Annotated in this window: 17 protein-coding genes and 1 pseudogene; 6 read left to right on the top strand and 12 right to left on the bottom strand. The window is 65.3% G+C overall.

Features of this window, described 5'->3' with window-relative positions:
• Positions 1-46: 46 nt before the first annotated feature.
• Complete coding sequence (locus tag J8I87_RS35385; protein ID WP_209936956.1) at positions 47-1,138, bottom strand: ABC transporter ATP-binding protein; 1,092 nt, start codon at positions 1,136-1,138, stop codon at positions 47-49.
• Between the two features lie 173 nt (positions 1,139-1,311).
• Here J8I87_RS35385 and J8I87_RS35380 point away from each other — a divergent pair, with 173 nt between their 5' ends.
• Positions 1,312-2,877: a PLP-dependent aminotransferase family protein gene (locus J8I87_RS35380; protein WP_209936955.1), complete on the top strand. Its 1,566-nt coding sequence runs from the start codon at positions 1,312-1,314 to the stop codon at positions 2,875-2,877.
• Positions 2,878-2,919: 42 nt separating this feature from the next.
• Here the strand turns inward: J8I87_RS35380 and J8I87_RS35375 are convergent, their stop codons facing one another.
• The 4 genes from J8I87_RS35375 to J8I87_RS35360 all read right to left on the bottom strand — a co-directional run bounded on the left by J8I87_RS35375 (position 2,920) and on the right by J8I87_RS35360 (position 10,082).
• On the bottom strand, positions 2,920-3,552 hold the full coding sequence (locus tag J8I87_RS35375) for a septal ring lytic transglycosylase RlpA family protein (protein WP_209936953.1): 633 nt from the start codon (positions 3,550-3,552) through the stop codon (positions 2,920-2,922).
• A 107-nt stretch (positions 3,553-3,659) separates the two neighbouring features.
• Positions 3,660-4,400: a peptidoglycan DD-metalloendopeptidase family protein gene (locus J8I87_RS35370; RefSeq protein ID WP_209936952.1), complete on the bottom strand. Its 741-nt coding sequence runs from the start codon at positions 4,398-4,400 to the stop codon at positions 3,660-3,662.
• A gap of 243 nt (positions 4,401-4,643) precedes the next feature.
• Positions 4,644-8,417, bottom strand: a complete 3,774-nt coding sequence (locus tag J8I87_RS35365; RefSeq protein ID WP_209936951.1) for a DUF748 domain-containing protein — start codon at positions 8,415-8,417, stop codon at positions 4,644-4,646.
• 249 nt (positions 8,418-8,666) lie between these two features.
• Positions 8,667-10,082: a DUF1254 domain-containing protein gene (locus J8I87_RS35360; protein WP_209936950.1), complete on the bottom strand. Its 1,416-nt coding sequence runs from the start codon at positions 10,080-10,082 to the stop codon at positions 8,667-8,669.
• Between the two features lie 238 nt (positions 10,083-10,320).
• Here J8I87_RS35360 and J8I87_RS35355 point away from each other — a divergent pair, with 238 nt between their 5' ends.
• Together J8I87_RS35355 and J8I87_RS35350 are read left to right on the top strand one after the other, a co-directional pair.
• Positions 10,321-10,965 (top strand): FMN-binding negative transcriptional regulator, encoded by a 645-nt coding sequence (locus J8I87_RS35355; protein ID WP_209936948.1) that lies wholly within the window; start codon positions 10,321-10,323, stop codon positions 10,963-10,965.
• A 108-nt stretch (positions 10,966-11,073) separates the two neighbouring features.
• Positions 11,074-13,620 carry a heavy metal translocating P-type ATPase gene (locus J8I87_RS35350; protein WP_209936976.1) on the top strand — a complete coding sequence of 849 codons (2,547 nt, stop codon included), beginning with the start codon at positions 11,074-11,076 and terminating at the stop codon, positions 13,618-13,620.
• Between the two features lie 110 nt (positions 13,621-13,730).
• Here the strand turns inward: J8I87_RS35350 and J8I87_RS35345 are convergent, their stop codons facing one another.
• Entirely contained in the window at positions 13,731-14,384 is a 654-nt protein-coding gene (locus J8I87_RS35345; RefSeq protein ID WP_209936975.1) for a glutathione S-transferase family protein, read from the bottom strand.
• Between the two features lie 236 nt (positions 14,385-14,620).
• Between J8I87_RS35345 and J8I87_RS35340 the strand changes: the two genes are divergently transcribed.
• A complete protein-coding gene (locus J8I87_RS35340; protein ID WP_209936946.1) occupies positions 14,621-16,003 on the top strand; it encodes a polyhydroxyalkanoate depolymerase in 1,383 nt (460 codons plus the stop codon).
• Positions 16,004-16,021: 18 nt separating this feature from the next.
• Here the strand turns inward: J8I87_RS35340 and J8I87_RS35335 are convergent, their stop codons facing one another.
• From J8I87_RS35335 to J8I87_RS35315, 5 genes and pseudogenes are all read right to left on the bottom strand, one after another.
• On the bottom strand, positions 16,022-16,636 hold the full coding sequence (locus tag J8I87_RS35335) for a flavin reductase family protein (RefSeq protein WP_209936945.1): 615 nt from the start codon (positions 16,634-16,636) through the stop codon (positions 16,022-16,024).
• A gap of 256 nt (positions 16,637-16,892) precedes the next feature.
• On the bottom strand, positions 16,893-17,189 hold the full coding sequence (locus J8I87_RS35330; RefSeq protein WP_209936944.1) for a hypothetical protein: 297 nt from the start codon (positions 17,187-17,189) through the stop codon (positions 16,893-16,895).
• Between the two features lie 418 nt (positions 17,190-17,607).
• Complete coding sequence (locus tag J8I87_RS35325) at positions 17,608-17,766, bottom strand: hypothetical protein (protein WP_209936943.1); 159 nt, start codon at positions 17,764-17,766, stop codon at positions 17,608-17,610.
• 352 nt (positions 17,767-18,118) lie between these two features.
• Positions 18,119-19,429 carry a hypothetical protein gene (locus J8I87_RS35320; RefSeq protein ID WP_209936942.1) on the bottom strand — a complete coding sequence of 437 codons (1,311 nt, stop codon included), beginning with the start codon at positions 19,427-19,429 and terminating at the stop codon, positions 18,119-18,121.
• 267 nt (positions 19,430-19,696) lie between these two features.
• A pseudogene (locus tag J8I87_RS35315) lies at positions 19,697-20,013 on the bottom strand (MgtC/SapB family protein); the annotation flags it as partial.
• A 134-nt stretch (positions 20,014-20,147) separates the two neighbouring features.
• Here J8I87_RS35315 and J8I87_RS35310 point away from each other — a divergent pair.
• On the top strand, positions 20,148-21,248 hold the full coding sequence (locus J8I87_RS35310) for an AGE family epimerase/isomerase (RefSeq protein ID WP_209936941.1): 1,101 nt from the start codon (positions 20,148-20,150) through the stop codon (positions 21,246-21,248).
• A 95-nt stretch (positions 21,249-21,343) separates the two neighbouring features.
• Here J8I87_RS35310 and J8I87_RS35305 read toward each other — a convergent pair whose 3' ends face one another.
• Positions 21,344-22,954, bottom strand: a complete 1,611-nt coding sequence (locus tag J8I87_RS35305; protein ID WP_209936939.1) for a methyl-accepting chemotaxis protein — start codon at positions 22,952-22,954, stop codon at positions 21,344-21,346.
• Positions 22,955-23,195: 241 nt separating this feature from the next.
• On the opposite strand from J8I87_RS35305, the gene J8I87_RS35300 reads away from it, so the two are divergent.
• Positions 23,196-23,633, top strand: a complete 438-nt coding sequence (locus tag J8I87_RS35300; RefSeq protein ID WP_209936974.1) for a PaaI family thioesterase — start codon at positions 23,196-23,198, stop codon at positions 23,631-23,633.
• Positions 23,634-23,914 lie beyond the last annotated feature (281 nt).

Here is a 23,914-nt window from a genome sequence, read left to right as displayed (position 1 = left end):
TTACGACGTGGAGGTTGTTGTGATGCCTGCTTTTTGCTGATGCCGCTCACGCGAACACGCGCAGATGTTCCGGCGCGAACTCGAGCGCGACGGGCGCGCCGGGCGCGAAGCCGTTGAGGGCTTCCGTGCCGAGCGGCACCTTCACGAAGCACTCGTCCTGTTGCGGCAGACCGCAGCGCATGCGCACGTGGTCGCCGAAGTAGATGAGGCCGCGCGCTTCGCCCGCGAGCGCATTTGCGCCCGGCCTCGACGCGCCTGCCGCGAGCTTCATGCGTTCGGGGCGGATGCACGCGACGCCTTGCGCGCCCGCCGCCGCGCCACCGATATTGCGCCCGACGAGCCGCGTGCCGTCGATCAGGTGAAACTCGCAGTAATCGCCATCGACATTCGCGATCGTGCCGCGCAGCCGGTTGCTGTCGCCGATGAAGTTCGCGACGAACTCGTTGCACGGCGCTTCGTAGAGGCTATTGACGGTATCGAGCTGCTGCACGATGCCCTTGTCGAACACGGCGACGCGATCGGACATCGTCAGCGCTTCGCCCTGGTCGTGCGTCACATAGACGAAGGTGACGCCGAGCTTTTCGTGCAGCGACTTGAGTTCGTATTGCATGTGCTCGCGCAACTGCTTGTCGAGCGCGCCGAGCGGCTCGTCCATCAGCACGAGCTTGGGTTCGAAGACGAGTGCGCGAGCCAGCGCGATACGCTGCTGCTGCCCGCCCGACAGTTGCGCGGGATAGCGCTTCGCAAAGCTCTCCATGCGCACCATCTTCAGCGCGTTGTTGACCTTGTCCGCACGTTCGTCGGCGGGCAGCTTGCGCACCGTCAGCGGATACGCGACGTTCTGTTCGACGGTCAGATGCGGGAACAGCGCGTAGTTCTGAAACACCATGCCGATGTTGCGCTTGTGCGGCGGCACGTTGTTGAGCAACTGGCCATCGAGCCAGATCTCGCCGCCCGTCGGAAACTCGAAGCCCGCGAGCATCATCAGGCAGGTCGTCTTGCCGGAGCCGGACGGTCCGAGCAGCGTCAGGAATTCGCCCTGATAGATATCCAGATCGAGTTGCTTGACGACGAGTGTTTCGCCGTCGTACGTCTTGCGCACACCCCGGAAGCTGACGATTACATCTTCGGTTTTCATCGTGTCCGTCTCCTACGGTCCCCTGCGAGAGGGTTGCTGTTGCCGTTCCATCTACGGGTTTCTACGCAGATTTGGTTCTACCCGTTTTGAAGAATTGCATCGATTGCGTGATCCACTATAGCCGGTTACGGTTCTACAATAGGGAACCATTTCATAATTCCGGATAGAACCACTTGGACACGGTCATTTTGTCGGACTGGCTCGCCGCGCGGCTTGGCCGGACGGCCGCCGAACCCGTCTACCGGCAGGTGCTCGGGTTGATGCAGCAGGCCATCCTGACGGGCCAGCTATTGCCCGGCGCGAAGCTGCCCAGCTCGCGCACGCTCGCCGGCGATCTCGGCATCGCGCGCAACACGGTACTGCACGTGTACGACCAGCTGACGGCCGAAGGCTATGTGATCTCGACGACGGGCAGCGGCACCTATGTCGCCGATACGCGGCCCGATACGGCCGCCGTCAACGCGCGCAGGGAGCCATCGGCGGCAAGTGGCTCCAGGCCCCCTGTCGGCTTCGTCGCGGGCGCTGCTGCGCCGCAAGCGGCGGCTTCCGCTCGCAGCGGGCTGTCGATGCGCGGCGCGCGGCTGATCCGTCAGGCGGGCGTGTCGGCGAAGCAATGGGGAGCATTCATGCCGGGCGTGCCGGATGTCGCCGAGTTTCCGGCGCGCACGTGGAGCCGCCTGCAGGCGAAGCTCTGGAAAGAAGCGAACCCCGATCTGCTGACCTATTCGCCGGGCGGAGGCTATCGTCCGCTGCGGCGCGCGTTGTCGGACTATCTGCGGGTTGCGCGTTCCGTGAAGTGCACGCCGGACCAGATCATCATCACGACGGGCATTCATCAGTCGATCGATCTCGCCGTGCGGCTGCTCACGGATGTCGGCGACCGCGCGTGGGTCGAGGAGCCGTGCTATTGGGGCGCGCGCAGCGTGCTGCAGTCGTCGGGGCTGACGCTCGTGCCCGTGCCCGTCGACGACGAAGGGCTGAACCCGAGCGAATCGGATTTACAGACGCCGCCGCGCCTCGCGCTCGTCACGCCGTCGCATCAGTATCCGCTCGGCATGGTGATGAGCCTCGCGCGCCGCCGCACGCTGCTCGAATACGCGCGCCAGCATGGCGTGTGGATCATCGAGGACGACTACGACAGCGAGTTTCGCTACGGCAGCCGGCCGCTCGCGTCGCTGCAAGGGCTCGACGACGCGGGCCAGGTGATCTATGTCGGCAGTCTGGGGAAGATGCTGTTTCCGGGCTTGCGAATCGGCTACATGATCGCGCCGGAACATCTCGTCGATACGTTTCGCACCGGCGTCGCCGAACTGTATCGCGAAGGACAGCTGATGCAGCAGGCCGTGCTGACGGAGTTCATCATGGACGGCTATCTGACCTCGCACGTGCGGCGCATGCGGGCGCTGTACGGCGAGCGCCGGCAGATCCTGATCGATGCGATCACCGCGCGTTTCGGCGATACGCTGCCTGTGATGGGCGACGAGGCCGGTCTGCATCTCGTGCTCGGCCTGCCCGATCACGCGAACGATCGCGAAGTGACGGCGGCTTCATACGAAGCAGGCGTGATCGTGCGGCCGCTCGCGTCGTACTACAACAGCGAGACGCCCGAGCGGCGCGGTCTGCTGCTCGGCTACGCGTGCGTGCCGAACGACCGCATCGGCCCGGCGTTCGACACGCTCGCGCGCGTGATCGAAAGGACACTTCTGAAGCCGCCCGTCGCGCCGACGCGGGCAGCCTGACGCGATGCTCTGGCGAAAACGGCGGCTGCTTGCGGCACACGCTCATCCATTTGTCGTCAAATGCATCCGCCGATGCGCGATGCGCTCCACCTCCGGCTGCTCGACGCGCTCGATCTCCACCTTCGCCACGCCCGCGCGATGGATGCCGAGCGCAGTCGCGGCAAGATACGACAGGTCGATGATGCGTCCGCGCGCAAACGGCCCGCGGTCGTTGATGCGCACGACCACCGATTTCGAATTGGCCAGCGACGTCACGCGCACATACGATCCGAGCGGCAACGTGCGGTGCGCAGCCGTCATCGCGTACATGTCGAAATGCTCGCCGGTCGCGGTGCGGCGGCCATGAAAGCCCACGCCGTACCACGACGCGAGCCCCAGTTGCCGGAAGCGCGACGCATGCCCTTGCGGGCTCGCCGCGTGAGCGGCGTGCGCGGCGCGGTTCGCACGGCTTGTCGGATCGGCATGCGCACTTGCCCGCGTCTCATGATGCGAATCGCAATGCGGGTCCCGGTGGGGATCGATGCGCGCGCCGTGCTGGCCGTTCTTCGCGCGGTGACGCGGCTTCGGATCGGCTGGCTTGTGCTTTGCGGCGCCCGCCGATGCCGGCAGCGCGCTCGCGAGCAACAAAAACGAGACGGAAGCGCCGAGCCGCCGCAGCAGAGGTTTCTTTTTCAAACGATGGTTGGTCTTCGGATGAGCGTCGTGCGATGCGCGCCGGGGCTCGCGCGTCGTGGCCGCCCGGCCATATGCGAGCGAACGGCGCGCATCGTGACGTGACGGGGTTAGCCGGAACGCTTCGGCAGATAGTTCTGCGGATCGACCGCCTTGCCGCCGTCGCGCATTTCGAAGATCAGATACGGGTGGGCGTTGTCGGAAGCGCCCATTTGCGCGATCGGCTGTCCCTGTCTGACGACCTCGCCCTCCTTCACGAGCAGCCTGGCGTTATTGCCGTATGCGCTCACGAAGCGCTTGTCGTGCTTGATGATGACGAGCAGGCCGTATGCCTTGATCTCGGTTCCCGCATAGATCACGCGTCCGCCGTCGGCCGCGACGATCGTCTCGCCGGAAGCGCCGCCGATCTCTATGCCTTTCGAATGGCCAGCGTCGGAGCGCGCGCTAACGGGGCCAACCGCCGGCCACACGAAGCGCGCCCGTTTCGCGGCGACGGCGGGCGCGCCGCCATCGCCGGACGGGGACACGCCAGCCGCCCCGCCCGGCCAGGGCGCGACGCGCAGCACCTGGCCGACGCTTACGGGGTAATCGTCGGGAAGGCGGTTCCATCTGGCGACTTGCGACGGTTCACGCCCGAACGCAAGCGCAACGGTCGCAAGCGTGTCGCCGGGATTCACGCGGTAGTAGCCCGCCGCGACAGCCGCAGACGCCATCAGCGCAGGCGGGGACGCGGCGGACGAATCGGCAAACGGCGCGTCCCACGGCGCGCTTGCGCAGCCAGCCAATGCCGTGACGACGCTGGCAATACACAGCCGTTGCGCCAACAGTCGGCGCGGTTTGACAGTTTTCATCGACATACGGACGTGAAGGATTGCATCGGCGAGCCAGCCAGCCGCATGCCGCAGCGTGGCCGCACAAAGGTTGGCATCCTAAACGAACGTCGCGCGGATGGGTTGACCCTATGGGGGTTCGATCAGTCATCCTTGACGATTGTTGACCCGCGCGCCACGGAAACCGGCAAAGATGTGCACAAACGTAAGTGAAAGCGCCGCGCCGGCACATGGCCGACGCCGCTGAAAGAAGCGAGACGTGCGTTACTTCAGGCCGAAATCGACGCGCGTCGTCGCGCCCTTGTCGTTGATGCCCGAAGCATCGAGCTTCGGCGCCACGATGAACACCCGGCTGCTGTCGATCTTGCCCTCGAAGTACTGCTGCACCGCCTGCGCCCGCTGCTGCGCCAGATCGCGCAAACTCGCATCCGTGACGGGCGCATGTTCGGCGAGCGCCGCCTTCATGTCGTCGTCGGGCAAGGTTTTTGTCAGGCCGACGATATTGCGCGGCTTCTTGAAGTCGGCATCCTTGTAGGCTTTTGTCAGGTACTTGTCGTATTCCGTGTCATCGACCTTGACCTTCATCGGATCGACGCTCGCGCCGTTACCCACGACGTCCTTCACCTTCTGCTGGCGCACGAGCCGGTCGACATAGGCCGTGCGCAGCGCCGGCTGATCGACGGCGGGATCGACGCGGCCGATGATTTCGATGCGGATCGACGGCTTGTCGGAGAGCGCCTTGACGATGGTGTCGAGCTTCTTCTGCGCCGTATCGGACAGCACGGCGGAACCGGCGTCGAACTCGACGTAGCCCAGTTCCTCGCCACCGCCGCCGAACGCATGCGCGAGCAGCGAGAACGGCGCGGTCACTGCCTTTTGCAGCAGATTCAGCACCGCATGCCAGATCAACCCGCCGATGCTGAACTCCGGATTGTTCAGCGAACCGGAGACGGGAATATTCACATCGATCTCGCCACGAGAATTCTTCAGCAGCGAGATCGCAAGCTTCACGGGCAGTTTGGTCGCCGTGTCGTTGTCGACATGGTCGCCGAACGTGAGCTGATCGATGAAGATATGGTTGTTCGCCGTCAACTGGTCGTTTGCCAGCTGATAGTGCAGATCGACATTGAGCTTGCCCTTCCTGATCGGATAGCCCGCGTACTTCGCCGAGTACGGCGTCAGGTTGGTCAGTTCGATGCCGTGCGCCGTCGCCGTCAGATCGAGCGCCGGCTTCGCGATCAGTGGGTTCACAGTGCCACGGATCGTGATCGGCCCATTGGCGGCGAGCTTCGCCGATACATCGACGGGCGCGGGCTGCTTCGAGTCGGTGCCGAACGCGCCCACCGTCCCCTGAATTGCGATCAGGTTCGCCGTGTAATTCGGCTTGATGAAGTTGTCCGTGTAGTTGACGCGGCCGTTTTGCAGCACGAGCTGACCAAAGTGCAGGCGCACCGGGCTTTGCGACGGCGCCGCCGCCGTCACCGTCGCGTTCGTGGCATTCGCGCCCGAAGCGGCGGAAGCGGGCGCAGCGGCCTGCGCTTCCGATGCCGCGGGCGGACTGAGCGGCACGGGCTCCCTGCCCTTGCCGCTCTTGTCGCGCGTCAGCGACTGCGGCGCGCCCGACTCATGCGCGATCACGTCTTTCAAATTCAGCTTGCCTTGCGCGTCGAGCAGCACGCGGCCATAGAAGTTCGTGAACGTGACCTTGGCCGCATCGACATCGGTGCCGTGCTCGTCATAGTTCGCCTTCAGGCCCGTCAGCGCCAGCGAGCGCCAGCCCGCGAACGGGTCGGACGTCGCCTTGTCGATCATCCGCACATCGACGAGCGCCGCGCTGCCGCGATAAGCCGCGCGCACGCCCTTCGACTTCTCGCCCTGCGCCATCGTCACGTCGCCGCTCGCGTTCAGCAGCGCGCTCGCGACCGTCGCATTCAACGTGTTACCGAAGTACGGCTCGAACGCGGCGGCGTCCAGCTGGTTCGCGTCGATCTTCACGGCGAGCTTGAGCGGCGCCGCCGTCATGTCGCCTTTCACGCCGAGCGTGCCCTTGCCGTTGACCGTCGCCTGCAGATAGACGGGCAGCGCATGGCTCAGGTCTTCCGTGATCTTCTGCACTTTCAGCTGCAGCGGCGTCACGACGACTTTGACGGGACGCGCGGTCGTGTTGTCGGTGAACGTGGCCGACGCGTCTTTCAGATTCAGTTCGCCGATGCTGTAGCGCCACGCAGGCCCTTCTTCCGTCGCCTTCCTGGCCGCGTGGATCACGGTGCGCTCGTGCACGGCTTCGCTCGGCGGAGCGGCGAGCGCGGCGAGATCGATTCTGCCGTCTGTCAGGCGCTGCGCATCGACGGACAAGCCCGTCAGATCGACGCCGTCGATCTCCGCCTTGCGGGCCGTCAAATCCACGTGCTTGACGCTGGTCTTGCCTTGCGCGATCGCGATGACCGGCTGCTTCGTCCCGGCGGCCGCCAGTTTCAGCGATTGCAGACTGATCTGGCTTGCGCCGATCTGCAGATCGACGGGTTCTTTCGACCAGTTCGCCGCCAGGTTCGTCTGCACGCTGAGCGTTCCATCGACGACCTTCGCCGCCGTCAGCGTGTCGAGATACGGCTGCAGGACGGGCAGTTGCGCCGACTTCAGATCGATCTTCGCGTCGGCGGTTTTCGCGGCGAGCGCGAGGTTGCCCGTCACGGCGAGCGTGCTCTGCGGCTGATTCGTGATGTTCGTGTTCAGCGTATAGCGCGCGGGCGTCGTGCCGAGCGTCGAGAAGTCCGCGAGCGTCACGGCAAGATTGTTCAGCCCCGCTGACACGTGCCGCGACGCCGCCTCGTCCTGCACATTGACCGTGCCGTTGGACAGCGCGAATTGCCTGATCGACAGATCGAGCGGCGGCGCAGCCTTCGCTGCTTCGGGCCTCGCTTCGCTGCCCGTTGCTGACGCTGCCGCGGGCGCGCTCGCGGCGGCAGCCGGCGCGGGTGCGAACGTATGCTGCACGCTCAGCACGCCGCTCTTGTCGCGCGCGAGGTGCACGGTGGGCGCGTCGAGGCGGATGTCGTCGAAGCGGTAGACGCTCTTCAACGGCTCCAGCATCGCCGCCGCCAGATGCAGCGACCGCGCGGCGAAAAACGGCGCCTTGTGCTCGTCGAGCACGTCGATGTCGGCGAGATCCGTCGTCCCCGTGATGCGCAGCGATGGCGCGTTGTCCGTCATCACGAAGCGCATCTTCAGATCGCTCGACAGCTTGCCCGCCTCGACCGTGACGGGCAGCTTCGCCGGTGAGTACGACAGCAGCTTCGGCACGTCGAGCCCTTCGAAGCGCAGCGACACTTCCGATTCGCGCGACTTCGCGAACGGCTTCGTGCGGCCGTCGATGGCGAGCGGGCTGCCGTCGATCCGCGCGCGCAGCAGCGGTTCGACGAAGATGTCCGTCTTCGACGGCAAGGTGGCGATGAACGGAATGCCGAGCCGCCATTGATCGACGACATGCGTGACACCGAGAAGCCGGTCATCGAAGGTGACCTTGCCGTTCTCCAGCCGGATGTTCGAGATCGAGAACTGCGCGGGCTTGCTGTCCGGCCTGGACGGCTGCTTTGCGAACTTCTCGATGAGGTCGGAGAAATTGAAGCGCTGCGCGTCGTAGCGGACGATCGTGAACCTCGGCGAGTCGACCTTCACTTCATCGACGACGGGCGCGAGCCGGAAAATCGAACTCCACGAGGCCCGCACGATCAGCCGCTCGATATCGACGAAGTCGCCCTTGCCGCCGCGCTCGCCTATATGCACGCGGTCCGCTTCGAAATTGAGGGTGTACGGATTGAGCGCGATGCGGCCGATGCTGGCCGGCCGGTCAAGTTGCTGACTCAACTGCTGTTCGGCGATATGGCGGATCAGCGGCGGCGCGGCGAAAAAGCCGAGCACGCCGAACACCGCCAGCACGACGAACAGGATGAGGACGATGCGTCTTGCGCTGCGTCCTTGTGCGACTTCGCGGACGGTCTGAACGGAGGAAGCGAGAATTGCTTTGTTGGGGCTTGCCATGCTCGGTCGCGAGTGATGCGGCGCAAAGCTCGCCGCTGTGACGAAGATTTAGCTTGCCCGAAGTATACGTCGCGAACTTTTGACAAACCATCAAATGTCATGAGAATGACGACCGTTGAACGCAAATAAACGTTAGAAAGTGTAAGCGGTAGGAGCACGCATACAAGCGTGTTCGAGAGCCGGCGCGTCAGCGCCTTACTCCCGTCCCACGCACCGTCGCCGGCGTCATGCAGCGGACACGTCGCCGCTCTACTGCCGCACGACGGCAGGCGGCTGCCAGGTGCCATCGCTGGCCTCAGGCTTCGGCGCATACAGCCGCAGCACGAGCTGCACGTCGCCGCGCGGCGCGGGCAGCCAGTTCGCCGCCTTACGCGGCTTCACCGACGACACGGTCACATCGATGGAACCGTCGCGATTGCGCCGCACACCCGTCTTGTCGCCGACGGACGCGCGCGCAGGCGCGCTGTCGCCGAGCGCGCCGTCCTTCGTGTACGCGGTGACCGACCAGAAGCCGCGCACGGGCGGCACCTGGTTCGGCTCGAAGTGCAGCACATAGCGGTTCGCGCCGTTCAGCGCATGGCCGTCGCTGTCGAGCGAGACGCTGGCGCGCTCTTCGTCCTCCTTCGTGCCGATGCCCGGCTGCACATAAACCGCATACGCACGCAACGCATAGTCGGGACCATAGCTGCCGACGCCATCGCCGAACCAGCTCCAGCCATTGACCGTCAGCATGTTGCCAGGCGGCGTCGCGATGCGCACGCGGCCGTCCGCGAGACCGCCCGCGATTGCATCGCTGGCCGATGCGGGCAGCGCGACGGGTTCGTCGGGCTTCACGCCGAGGTCGGCGAGGAACTTGAGCGCGTGCGGATCGGCGGGCGACGGCGGATTGTCGGGCAGCAATTGTGCGACGCGCTCGAAGAAGCCTTTTGCATCGAGCGAGGCGACCTGCTCGGCGGGCGTGCCCGGCGCGCTCGCATCGCCCGGCATGCTGCGCGGCGCGACGGACGCCGCGGACGCGTCGCCCGTGTAGACGGACAGCGGCACCACGCGGATGCCACGCTGCAACTTGCGCACCGCCGACAGATCGTGCGCGCCGTTCGACTGGATGCGCACGTCGAGCCAGATATTGCGCGTGGGCGCGTCGATACGCTGGACGCCTTTTGGCAAATCGCCCTTCCAGTCGGGCTTCGCGAACGCGACCGTCTGCGCCTTGATGCCCGCTGCGCGCGACGTGATCTGCGCGCCCGTGGACCACATCACGTTGGTCCACATGTCGAGCGCGCGCGCATCCATGTAGCGGCCCGTCGACGCGGGCAGCGCGACGATCACCGGCTCGTCGCCGACATCGAGCCATGCGGTCGAGTCGAGCGTATCGATGCCGGGCGTCGGCGGATTATGCGCGCCGACGGGCGGCAGCGCCGTCGCGTGGCGCAGCGTGTTGACGGGCGCCTGGCCGGGGCCCGTGCCGACGGCTGCGTCGCGCATGGCGCCCATCAGCACGAGCGGATAGGCAAAAACGTAGGAGTCGGCGACTTCGTCCTTGATCCATCCAGAAGGCTTGGACGCCACGATAGGTGTCGACGAGCATCCGGCAAGGAATGCAACGCCCGCTAACGCCACGCAGGCCAGTTGAAACGGAGATTGTTCTCGGTGATTTTTTATCATTCGATGAACCGCGGTCCTGGATGTCACTTTCGTGTCAGAACAGGCGCGGTCCGCCGAGCCCCCGCCCGCGCCGGACTTGCCGAAAAATTCTGACATCCCTTTTCTGTGATCGGGTTTTAACTTATCCGCGCCGCGTCGGCAAGCAATAAGGCGAGAACATGAGCGCGCCAGCGAATTTTCAGGTACGTTTAAAAGTTTGGCGTCGTCAGAGCCGCCGTCTTCCTCCCGGAGCCGAGTCATGTACGTCCCCGCCCACTTCGAAGAGAACCGTCTGGAAGTGCTCCACCGGCTGATCGCCGACTATCCGCTCGGCTCGCTCGTGACCGTCGGCCCGGATGGGCTCGACGCGAACCATCTGCCGTTCGAGTTCGATGCGGGCAAAGGTCCGCACGGCACGCTGCGGGCGCACGTCGCGCGGGCGAATCCCGTCTGGCAGGAAGCGGCCGAACGCCCGGACGCGCTCGTGATCTTTCAGGGACCGACAGCGTACATCTCGCCGACGTGGTATCCAAGCAAGCACGAGGCGCATCGCCAGGTGCCGACGTACAACTATATGGTCGTGCACGCGCACGGACCGATCGCCGTGCGCGACGACGAAGCGTTCGTGCGCGGCCTCGTCGCGCGGCTCACGCGCAGGATGGAAGCGGGCGAGCCGGTGCCGTGGAAGATGGGCGACGCGCCCGCCGACTTCATCTCGCAGATGCTGGGCAACATCGTCGGCATCGAGATCGAGGTGACGAGGCTGACTGGCAAATGGAAGCTGAGCCAGAACAAGGCGTCCGCCGACCGGCGCGGCGCGGCGGCCGCGCTGGACGAGCGCGGCAGCGACGGGCAGCGCGCCGTGGCCGAAGCGATTCTCGAAGCGCCGCCCGCGCTCGACTGAGCGGATCTAACCGGCGCCCGTGCCGAAAGTCTCTTGACCTTCCCATCATGGGAAGGTCAATACTGGCTCAGTGAAGCGCTTGTGCGCCGCAACTGGAGTCTGCAAGCCATGACCGATCTCGCTACACCACGCGCCGCCGGGACGTCCCGTCCGGCGACATCCGCCGAACTCGACATCCAGGGCATGACGTGCGCGTCGTGCGCGCTGCGGGTCGAGAAGGCGCTTGCGAAAGTGCCGGGCGTGGCGCGCGCATCGGTGAATCTCGCGACGGAAAAGGCCCGCGTCGATGCCGACGCCACGGTTGACGTCGATACGCTCGTCAGCGCCGTCCGCAAGGCGGGCTACGATGCGCAGCCCGTCAACGTTGCGCCGCCGCCCGCTTACGGCGCGGCCTCGACGGCCGCGACCGCCGAGCTCGCGATCGGCGGCATGACGTGCGCGGCGTGCTCGGGGCGCGTCGAAAAGACGCTCGCGAGAATCCCCGGCGTCACTTCCGCCTCCGTCAATCTGGCGACCGAAAAAGCCACGGTCACGACCAACGGCGCGGTCGGCGTCGATCAGCTGATCGCGGCTGTCACGAAAGCCGGCTACCAGGCGACGCCGCTCGCCGCCGATGCAGCCACCGCCGCCGCTTCCGCGGATAAGGACGCCGCCGCTCGCGACGCCGTGCGCCGCGAACTGGGCGCGGTCGTCATCTGCGCGCTGCTGACGCTGCCGCTCCTCGTCCCGATGTTCGCCGGGCCGCTCGGCCTTCGCGCGATGCTGCCCGCCATGCTGCAACTCGCGCTCGCCACCGTCGTCCAGTTCGTGTTCGGCGCGCGCTTCTACCGCGCCGCGTGGAAAGCCGTGCGCGCGTGGTCGGGCAACATGGATCTGCTCGTCGCGCTCGGCACGTCGGCGGCGTATGGCGTGAGCGTCTACCAGATGGCGCTGCATCCGGGCGACACGATGCATCTGTACTTCGAGGCGTCGGCCGTCGTGATCACGCTGGTGCGCTTCGGCAAGTGGCTCGAAGCGCGCGCGAAGCGGCAAACCACCGACGCGATCCGCGCACTCAATGCGCTGCGGCCGGAGCGCGCGCGCATCGTCGTGGGAACGCAAGAGGTCGAAGTGCCGCTCGCGCAGGTGCTCGTCGGCATGACGGTCGCCGTGCGGCCGGGCGAGCGCGTGCCCGTCGACGGCACGGTGCTGCAAGGCCGCACGCACATCGATGAATCGCTGATCACGGGCGAAAGCCTGCCGGTGCCGAAGCAGCCCGACGACCGCGTGACGGCAGGCTCGATCAACGGCGAAGGCGCCATCACGGTGACGACAACGGCCATCGGCGCTGAAACGACGCTCGCGCGCATCATCCGGCTCGTCGAGACGGCGCAGGCGGAAAAAGCGCCCATCCAGCGGCTGGTGGACCGCGTCAGCGAAATCTTCGTGCCGGCGATTCTGGCGATTGCGCTCGTCACGCTGATCGGCTGGCTCGTCACCGGGCACGACGCCGAAACGGCGATTCTCAACGCCGTCGCCGTGCTGGTGATCGCCTGCCCGTGCGCACTCGGTCTCGCGACGCCCACGGCGATCATGGCGGGCACGGGCGTCGCCGCGCGCCATGGCGTGCTGATCAAGGACGCGCAGGCGCTCGAAATCGCGCATCAGGTCGGCGTGGTCGCATTCGACAAGACGGGGACGCTGACAGTCGGCCAGCCATCCGTGACGGCGTTCGACACGGCGCAAGGCGTCGAACGCGAGCGCGCGCTCGCGCTCGCGGCAGCCGTGCAGCGGCATAGCGGACACCCGCTCGCGAAAGCCGTCGTGAAGGCGTTCGAAGCGCAGGGCGCCGGCCGCGCGATACCCACTGCCGCCGATGCGCGCGCCGTCGCGGGACGCGGCGTGGAAGCGGATATCGACGGCGAAACGTTCGCGATCGGCAGCAGCCGCTGGCTCGGCGAGCTGAACGCCGCGCTGCCGCCCGAGCTTGCCGGACGCGCGCGCGAACTCGAAGCGCAAGGCAACACGGTCTCGTGGCTGATCGGGCGCGGCAAGGCCGGCGCGCCAGCGGAATCGCAAGCATTACCGCAACCACAATCGCAGGCACGAGCGCTTGCGCTGATCGCATTCGGCGACACGCTCAAGCCGGGCGCGCGTGCCGCCGTCGAGCGCCTGTCGAAGATGGGCGTGAAAAGCGCGCTCGTAACGGGCGATAACGAAGGCAGCGCGAAAAGCGTCGCGGCGGCGCTCGGCATCGACGAAGTCCATGCGCAAGTCCTGCCGTCCGACAAGGCACGCGTCGTGCACGACCTGAAGATCCGCACGTCGAGCGTCGTTGCAATGGCGGGCGACGGCATCAACGACGCGCCCGCGCTCGCCGCCGCCGATATCGGCATCGCGATGGCGACGGGCACCGACGTCGCGATGCACGCGGCGGGCATCACGCTGATGCGCGGCGACCCGGCGCTCGTCGCCGACGCGATCGACATCTCGCGGCGCACGTGGCGCAAGATCCAGCAGAACCTGTTCTGGGCGTTCGTGTATAACCTGATCGGCATTCCCCTCGCCGCATTCGGATTGCTGAACCCGATGATCGCGGGCGCAGCGATGGCGTTTTCGAGCGTAAGCGTCGTGACGAACGCGCTGTTGCTCAGAACATGGCGCTCTTCGCAATGACTCGAACAACAACCACGCTTTCAAGGCTCGCGCAGGCGGTCAGCGTGTTCAAGCCGGACGGCCACGCGTGCGCATTGCGTGAGTGCGGCGCGGCGTTGCGCGCGCCGCGCCTAGAACTCGACATCGAGTTCGTCGATTTCGTCGACCTCCTTGTGCGCGTCTGCGATCCACTGCTGCATCTCAGGCATCGCGAGAATGCGCTGCCCATATTCGACGATGTCGCGATCGAGTTGCACGTCATAGGTCATGAATCGCGTGACGACGGGCGCATACATCGCATCCGCGGCGCTTCGCTCGCCAAACAGAAAGGGCCCGCCGTACTGCTCGAGGCACTCGCGCCAGATCGTCACGATACGGTCGATATCGGACTGCGCGCGCGCCCATACCTTGAAGCCGGGGAAATGCGCTTTCAGATTCATTGGCAAGGCCGAGCGCAACGCGCTGAAACCCGAGTGCATTTCGCCGCAGATCGCGCGGCAATGCGCGCGCGCCTTGCGCTCTTTCGGCAACAGCCCCGCGTCGGGCCGCACCTCGTTCAGGTATTCGGCGATCGCCAGTGTGTCCCACACCTTGACGCCGTCGTGCACGAGACAGGGCACGAGTATCGAAGGCGACAGCAACAGAAGTTCGGCTCGCGCAGCAGGGTCGTCGACGGGCATCACGATTTCGTCGAATGGCAGTCCGCTGAACTTCGCCAGCAGCCAGCCGCGCAGCGACCACGAAGAATAGTTCCGGCTGCTGATCGTCAGCGTGGTCTTCGTCATGTCGTCAGCCATGTCGCCCTCCTTCGGAATGTCGCGCCGCTCCCGGCGGCCCGCGATGCACGATGCCGGGCACGCACGCACCAAATAGCGGCAAACCAGGCACCTTGAGGCAAAGGGCGCAAGTGCCATGCCAATGCATATGCACGCGCATCAATCGCTCGGCCCCGCCATTGCGCCGATTGGCATATGACTTGCCTTTCATCGGGCTCAGTTCCTTTTGCTTGTGTGCGAAAGCCATGAATCCGTTCGCTTATCCGGCGTACCAGGCGTTCGCCAATCTGATGCTGCCGTTGCGGCATGGCGCGTCGCTGATGTGCGGCGCACTCGATGCGTGGCCGGACTATGCCGGCACGCCGGACGGGCTGACGCTGCGCGCGTCGGCCGATCTGTTGACGCTCGCGGGCCTCACGCATGTGCGCCCGCCGTTCGGCATCGGCTGCGTCGATGTCGAAGGACAGCGAGTCGATGTGCTCGAAGAAGTCGTGCAGGCCACGCCCTTCTGTTCGCTGCTGCATTTCCGCAAGCACGCATCGTTCGACGTGCCGCAGCCGCGCGTGCTCGTCATCGCGCCGATGTCGGGCCATTTTGCGACGCTGCTGCGCGGCACGGTTCGCACGATGCTCGCCGAGCACGACGTCTATATCACCGACTGGCACAACCCGCGCGACGTGCCGCTATCGGCGGGACGCTTCGGCTTCGACGAGTTCGTGCAGCACGTGATCGACTTCACCGCAACGATCGGCCACGGCACGCATCTGCTGGCTGTTTGCCAGCCGACCGTCGCCGCGCTCGCCGCAGTCGCGCTGATGGCGGCCGACGACGACCCCGCGCAGCCCGCGAGCATGACGCTGATGGCAGGCCCGATCGACACACGTGTGAATCCGACCCGCGTGAACGAACTCGCCAGGAGCAGGCCGATCGAGTGGTTCGAACAAAACCTGATCAGCGCGGTGCCGGTTGGCTTTCGGGGCGCGTTCCGGCGCGTCTATCCAGGCTTCGTGCAACTGAACGCGTTCATGTCGATGAATCTCGAACGGCATCTGGAGTCGTTCGAAACGATGTATCGCGAGCAATCGAAGGGTGACCCGGAAAAGGCCGACGCGATCCGCGTCTTCTATGAAGAATACTTCGCGACGATGGACCTGACGGCGGACTTCTATCTGGAGACCGTCGATACCGTGTTTCAGCGGCATGCGCTGCCGCTGCATGAACTGGAAGTGAAGGGACGGCGCGTCGAGCCCTCGAAGATACGGCGCACCGCGCTGCTGACGGTGGAAGGCGAGCGCGACGATATCTGCGCGGTCGGACAGACGCTCGCCGCGCAGGATCTGTGCGACAGGCTGCGGCCCTATCTGAAGACGCATCACGTGCAGACGGGCGTCGGACATTACGGCGTGTTCAACGGGCAGCGCTGGGAGCGGCAGATTTATCCGCGCATTCGCGCCGTCATTCACGACAACGAGCCGCGTGCGGTGCCCGTCAGCGCGCCGGGGGCGCGGACGTCGTTGACGCTCGCGCCCGCTGCGGCGTCAAGCGCGGCAACGCCGGCAGGCACGACGCCCTCGGCCGCCGAAGCCGCCGATGTGGACCTGTCCTCCGACGAGGCCGCTGCCGAGTGAGCGTGGCAGTCGTGATCGTCAGGACGTTGGCCGAATCATCTCGAACATGTCGCCGATCTGCGCGTAGTCGGCGCTATAGCCCGCGCGCATGATCGGCTGCGCGGCGTGCGTGTCGAAGAGGCCGTCTTTCAGATACGCCTTCTGGATATGTACGCCGACAACCTGGCCGAGCGCGAGCCAGTTGTCCATCGGCTTGCCGCTCAGGTCGTGCAACCGCACGATCTGCAGCAGCTTGCATTCGAGCGCCGCAGGCGACTCGCCGACACGCGGCACCGACACGTTGCGCCCCGCGACGGGCGTGAGACCCGACAGCCGAAACTCGTCGACGTCGGGCGCGACGGGCGCCGACGTGCGGTTCATCTGCTCGGCGAGCGGGCGCGTCGCGAGATTCCAGACGAACTCGCGCGTCTCCTCGGTATTGCGGATGCTGTCCTTGCGGCCTTCGCTGCAAAAACCAATGATCGACGGAAACGTCGCAAACGCGCCGAAGTAGCTGTACGGCGCGAGATTCAGTTGTCCGCTGGATGAGCGCGTCGATACCCAACCGATCAGACGCGGCGCGACGATCGCCTTGAACGGATCATAAGGAAGGCCGTGGCCTGCGGCGGGATCGTAGAAATAGACTTCCGACATGTCGCTCTCAATGTTGTTCGTGATGCGCGGCGGCGGCGCCCGTTACCGTTTGCGGATCGGCGCGATCATGGGGGCTTCGCGTGGGAATCGCGTGGGCTTCGTATGAGACCCTTTCGCCGATCAAGCCCACAAGAATAGCGCAGCACGCGCTATTCCGACGCCGTATGCAACAAGGCCGGCCGCTCTTACGAGCGGCCGGCCTTGTCTTCGCCTTCACGACATCGCTACGGATGCCGGATAACGCGCCGTCAATGCATCAGTAGTAACGCGGCGGCGGCGGGCGGTGATCGCGATCGTGGTACGGGTCGCGGTCGTGCGGGTGATGACGCATCCACTCGTCGTGCGCCCAGTAGCGGTGGCCGTCCCAGTAGCGGTCGCCGTGCCAGCCGATGTTGATCTGCACGCCCACCGGGAGCATGTACGGCTGCGCGTGGACGGTCGGCGGCATGTGCACGGGAACGGACTGCGCGAACGCACTGCTGGCGCCGAATAAAGCGCCGCCAGCGAGCAACGCGGCGATGAGCGAGCGCGATGTGATGTTCAAGGTCTTCATGACTATTTTCCCTATCGAGGTTCGTTGCGAGCGACGACTGAATCGACATCGGTATGTGACTCGCGCCGTTCGCTTGAGACCCACTTTAGCGGCCTCTACCCTTCGGAAACGTGAGGACTTGTAAGCGCGCATTTCATAGTTCTGGGACGCGGAGCCCGGGATTCCCGCTGATGCACCGTGTTTTCACGAGGCCATAAGCATGCTGCTATCCGAAGCGGCCCTCGTGCCGTGAGCGACCGTTACATCCATTTATCCCGCGAAATAATACGGGTCGGATTGCGGCCGCGATTCGCGATGGCGAACCGCCGTGGGTGCGGTAATAAAAAAGCCCGGCTGCTGGGCCGGGCTTTTGAGATTCGCCGCTTCTGGATGGCGGCGAGATGCGCTATGCAACGTCTTATGTTGGATGTCCTGCCGATCAGTCGGTCAGACGGATGCCGAACATGGTTGCTTGCGACTTGCGAACACGCTCCGCTTCGCGATGACGTGCTTCGTACGAATAATCCGAATCCAGAGGCAAGTGAGGCGACGCGAAGAGGTCGCTAACCTTTTGGAACAGCGCGAAAAGATAGTTCATGGCGACTCCCGGGTTGGTTGGCAATTCAGGGTTTTCCCTTAAGGGGAATTATACGGGTTTTCCCTAGAGAAAAGCTAGTGCAGTGCAGCAAATATTCGCAGCCCGTCGTTCGACACATTGGGTTCAGGCGACTATTGCGGCGCAACATGTCGGATTAGCGCGGCTTCCAGCCCCGGCCCCTTTTTCACGGCGCGACGCGCGCATGCGACAGCGCGGCGCGCTTGCCGCCACAGCGCCGGGCTGGACCGTCAGATGCGTTTTTGAAAAAGTCTGCCGCTGAGATTGCGCGTGCGAATGCGGAGGCGGACAGGGTTCACGGGTCGCGCAACGAGGCGCGACCGCGTCGGATTGCTTAGTGAGGATGCGCTGACTTGCGCCGCTGCGCGTGCTGAGAGTGGGCGACGTGCGCGTCGGCGGGCTTCGTTGCGGGAACGGCAGCGGATGCCGCCGCCGGCGTGGAAACCTGCGCGCTGACGGGAAGGCTGATCGTCGATGAATCGGTGTCGAGCAGGGTCGCCAGCGTGGCCTGCTGGTTCAGCATCATTTGCTCGATGCGTTGCTCGTGAGCGGTCGATTGGTGTGCAAGACGGAACAGCAGCAGCGTCTGCGCGATGCCGATCGCAATCGTCATCAGCAGCGCGCATACGACGATCGTCAGCATCCATTTCATGCGCCGGGAATGGTCGCCTGCGGCGCGGCGCTGGTCGGCAATCACGCCATACAACGCATCGACGGTATCGGCGAATGCCGTCGCGCGGGCGTGATCCAGGTCGGGCGTGGCGCGCGGCGCATGCGTCTGCGATGGCGTGAAGTACGACGCCGCAGGCGCCGGCTGCGCGTCCCGTCCCGTTGCGTTTGCGGTGTTCGCGTGCACCGGCGCATCCGGAGACGATTGCGCCGCGTCCGCTTGGTGCGCTGGCTTCGACAGCGAGCCTGCAGCGGCACGCTGCCAAGCAATGCTGGCCGCCGACCGTTTGCCATTTTGCGGATCGCCCGCATCGGGCGCGGCCGACGTCGCCTGACGCAGCGCGGCCACGCTGCGCACGACGCTCGCGGCAGCCAGCGAAGCGGCTTGCGGCGGCGACGCGTTCGCGTTGCTCGCCGCGTTTGTATCGTTGGACTCGCTAGCCTCTTTCGTCGCTTTCGCCGCCGAAACGTCACTATCGAGCGAACCAGCCGACGTTTGCACGACGGCCGCGCCGCCTCCCTCGATGACGCGTTCCGGCGCACGCGCTTCCGTCTCGATCACCATTTGTCCGGCATGCGGATCGTCGCCCGTCGCGTCCGCTTTGGACGCCGACGCGCCGCGCGCCCCTCGCGTCGCGCCTTTGCCTTCCGTCGCGGCCGGCGAACCCGCCGCGAAGCCTGCCCCATCCGTCGCGCCGACTGCGGCCAGCACGACATCGGGCAATTCAAAGCCTTGCAGCGTGCCTTGCCGCACGTCGATGTTCATCGCCTGCTGCTCGGCGCGCGTGGTGTCCTCGGGAAAGAGGTCGAGCGTGCTGTTGTCACGCGCGACGTCGCTCAGTTGCGCGAGACGCTGCGCCGAGCGCGCGGCGCGCGCCAGCTTGTTTTCCGTTTCGGGAGAAACGGCCGATGGACGCCGCTTCTGGGAACGGGCGCGCGCTGGGCTGGAAATCGTGGAATCTTCGGAATCTGCCATGAAGAAAAAGCGGGAAGGCAGCGTTCGTCGCCTGTCGACGGGAGTTGGCGCTTTAGCGCCTACTCCCGTCCCATGCACGAAGCTGCGGTCGACGGGAATCGGCGCTTTAGCGCCTGCTCCCGTCCCATGCACGAAGCTGCGGTCGACGCGAGTTGGCGCTTTAGCGCCTGCTCCCGTCCGATGCAAGATCATTGCTGTCAGGGCGCCGGGCACCGCTACAACATGCCGTCAGTGTTTTTTTAGAGCCCGCATTGTCTCATGCAAAGCGACCGGCAGCATGAGCTGACGACGCTGCTCGACGGTGATAAAGCGCTTCTCGATGGGCCTGATGCCCGCAGGATGATCGGAATGATCGACGTCGCGGCAATCGACGCCATGTACAATCCGCCGCCAACAGCGAGCCCGATTGCAGCGACGGACGAGAGGCTCGCGGCCGTCGTCAGCCCGCGGATGGTCTGGCCGCGCAGCACGATCGAGCCTGCGCCGAGAAAGCCAATGCCCGACAGCGCCTGCGCAGCGCTCCACGACAGGTCGAGCACGACATGTTCGCCGCCCAGCACATCCGCGAACCCGAATGCCGCGACCCGTCTGACCGTCCCCGCACGCGCCCGCCCGATTAACGGATGACCGCCGCGCGGGGTTTGTTATGCTGAGCCTCCGGCGCGTGCCCTCCCTGATGCGCCCGGCATGCAACCAATCGCCATCTTTCGACCAGACCATGAACGCAACCGCCTCCACGCCTGAACTCACAGCCGCGCTGCGCGACCACTTCGCGCGCGTCATCCTGCCGATCTGGCGGGGGCCGGGTTTCAATGCGGCGCTCGGACTGCCGTTCGAGGCCGTCGCCGCCGATGGCCGCACGCCGTTGCCAGGCGCCCGCTATCGCGCGATGGCGTGCGCCCGCCAGTTGTTCGTGTTCGCGCAGGCGGGCGAACTGGAGCATGCGCAACGGCTGTTCGAATCGCTGACCGATGTCTTTCAGGACAGCAGTCGCGGTGGATGGTTTTATAGCGTGGACGCACAAGGCGTGCCGCTCGATACGACCAAGGATCTCTACACCCATGCGTTTGTCGTGTTCGCGTGTGCCGAGTACGGCGCGCGCTCGGGCAACCGCGATGCGCTGGAGGTCGTGAATCGCGCGTCGTCGCTGATCGAAGACCGCTTTGCCGCCGATAACGGCCTGCTGCACGCCGCCCTCGCCGCCGACTTCACGACGACAGGCGGCATGCCGCTGCAAAACCCGCTGATGCATCTGACGGAAGCGTGGCTTGCGGCGCGCACTGCGACGCAAGACGCCGCGTTCGACACGGTGCTCGGCAGGCTCGGCAACGCGATTGCGGGCGCCTTCGTGCATCAGCCGAGCGGCTGCATCGCCGAACTGCCCGTCGGCAGCGCGGACAACCGGCTCGAGCCGGGACATCAGTTCGAATGGTTCTGGCTCGCGCAGCAGGCAGGCGATGTGCTCGCGGCTTGCGGCCTGCACGATGCGCTGGGGCGCGCGTTCAGGTTCGCACATGAACGTGGCGTCGACGCGGCGACGGGCGGCGTGCATGCCGCGCTCGACGAAGCGGGCGGCATCATGGACTCGACGCAGCGCATCTGGGCGCAGACGGAATATCTGCGCGCCATTGCGGTCCACGACGATCCCGCCATGCGCGCGCTGCTGCCGCAGCAGATCGAACGCTTCCGGCCGCGCTTTCTGCATGCGCAGGGCTGGGTCGAATGCAAGACGCTCGCGGGCGAGGTCTCGCGCGAAGACATGCCCTCGACGACGCCTTACCATCTCGCAACCGCTTACGCTGCGTTGCCCGTCGTTTAGCGACACGCGGGCAAACCGGACGGGGAACAAAAAAGCCCGCGAAGCTTGTCGCTTCGCGGGCTTTTTCATTGGCGATGGGTCCTTGACGCCGCTGATCAGGCCGTCACCGGCTCGCTGAACACATGCGGCGTCGTCATGCGCGCGCGCTGCAAGCCAAGCACGGCATCGGAGATCTCGAACGCCGACACCGCCTCCTTCAACTGACGCGTCTGCTGATGCAGCGAAGAAGCCGCCGCCGCCGCTTCCTCGACGAGCGCCGCGTTCTGCTGCGTCATCTGATCCATCTGCGCGACGGCCTGATTCACCTGCTCGATGCCCGTGCTCTGCTCGTGCGACGACGCGCTGATCTCGGCCATCATCTGCGTGACGCGCGAAATCGAATCGGACACGTTGCGCATTGCTTCACCCGCGCGCTCCACCAGCGCCGAGCCGCCCTGGATTTCCGCCACCGACTCGCTGATCAACTCCTTGATCTCCTTCGCCGACTGCGCGCTGCGCTGCGCGAGACCGCGCACTTCGCCTGCGACGACGGCGAAGCCACGGCCCTGTTCACCCGCGCGCGCCGCCTCGACGGCCGCGTTCAGCGCGAGAATGTTGGTCTGGAACGCGATTGCGTCGATCACCGTGATGATTTCCGCGATGCGGTCCGAGCTTTGCGCGATGCCGTGCATCTTCGTGACGACCTGATTGACGACGTCGCTGCCGTGCGAAGTCGCATTGAGCGCCGTCTCGGCCAGCGCGTTTGCTTCACGCGCGTGGTCGGCATTCTGACGCACGGTCGCCGTCAGCTCTTCCATGCTCGACGCCGTCTCTTCGAGCGACGCCGCCTGGTTTTCCGTGCGCGCCGACAGATCGGCGTTGCCCGTCGCGATTTCATCCGCGCCGATATGGATCGAGTCGGCCGCCTCGCGCACCGTCTTCACGGTGCCCGCGACGCTTGCCTGCATGACGGCGAGGCCCGAGAACAGCCGGCCGATTTCGTTCGTGCCGCGTTCGGCGATCGGCTGGTTCAGGCGGCCTTGCGCGATGCGCTCGAAATGGCGGCCCACTTCTTCGAGCGGCCCGACGACGCCGCGCCTGAGCGCCACGTACACGCCCGCCGTGCCCGCCAGCAACAGCGCGAGAATCAGGAGGCCGACTGTGCGAAACAGCGTTTGACGCGCATCGATCGACTCCATCGATGCGCGGCCCGTCGCGTCGCCGAATTGCGTGAAGTTGCGCAGTTCGGTCAGGTAGGCGTCCTGCATGCCTTGCGTCGGCTGATCGAGAAACGCCTGGATGTTGCCGCCATCGAGATATTGCGCGAGTTCTCCGAGCGCCGTATGCAGCTTCTGATACTTCTCGTTCAGCGCGGCGGCGCGCGCGTTGTTTTCGTCGTTGAGCTTGGGTGCGTTCATGAACGCGGTGAACGAGCGGTCTGCGGCGGCGAGCTGCTCGCGTGCGTGCTGGACGATATCGGTCGGCTCCGCGCCGCCGCGCACCATCCGCGTGCCGGCGCGCGACAGGTTGATGCGCGCGTCCATCAGATGCTGCGTCGTCTCGTTGACAGCATCCACCTGATGCAGCGCGACGTTCGCCAGGTCGTTGACGTCGTCATGCGTGCGCGTCATGGACCAGAAGCCGAGTCCCTCCGTCAACAGCTGAAAAATACAGAAAGCGGCCAGAACACATAGCAGGCCGGATGCGACCTTGATCTTGCTGAACATCGAGACACCTGAATTGCTGAGAGGGACGGGATTGCATCCGGGTTTACGGCAATGTCGGACGACGCCTTGAGTGTTCGTCGGCAAAATTCCCGGCACGTGCGCATTTCGACGACTTACGCGGCCACTTACGTCGTTTCCCACAATAATTGACGCGCAATCTTTTCAAATTACCTTGACGCGCTGCATTCATGCTTCCTAGAGTGGGGACATCCCGATGCGGGCCATGCCCGAAGGAACGATGATGACTGATCTACTCGACCGGGCGCGGGCCGCACTGCACGCGCAGCCGTTCAGCGTGCTGCTCGGCACCGAATTGATGTACGTCGGCGCGAACGAACTGACACTGTGTCTGCCGATCCGCGACGAATTGCGGCAGCAGCATGGGTACGTGCATGGTGGTGTGATCAGCTATCTCGCCGACAGTGCGCTGACGTTTGCGGGCGCGCTGGCGTTGGGGCCGCGGGTTGTCACGGGGGAGTACAAGATCAACTATCTGCGGCCAGCGGTGACAGGGGTGCTGATGGCGCGGGCGGAAGTGGTGTACGTTGGACGGCAGCAGGCGACGTGTCAGTGCAATGTGTTTGTCACCGATGGGGATAAGGAACGGCTTGTCGCCGTGGCGCAAGGGACGATTAATCGGATCGGCGATGGAAGTGAGAATGGCGCGCAGCGGGAGTGAGTGTTGTTGTGGGTTGTTGTGGGTTGTTGTCTGCGACGCGGGTTGTTGTCTGCGACGCGGGTTGTTGTCTGCCGGGTTGGTTCAGGTTTGATTTGGTTTCGTTGAATTTTGCCTGCACGCGCATTCGCGATGCGGTTCGTTATTTGCCGCTCTCGCTGGCGTCCGTGATGCGGTTCGCCTTGCCCCTGCGCGGGCATCCGCGACGCGCCTCGCGGCGCGGGCGTCGCCCCTGTGCGGGGCGGCACCTACTTTCTTTGCCGCGGCAAAGAAAGTAGGCAAAG

It is taken from the genome of Paraburkholderia sp. LEh10, from assembly GCF_017814945.1.
Lineage (GTDB): Bacteria > Pseudomonadota > Gammaproteobacteria > Burkholderiales > Burkholderiaceae > Paraburkholderia.
The sequence above is the reverse complement of the archived record's forward strand: the minus strand, read 5'-3'. Positions and strand labels throughout refer to the sequence as shown.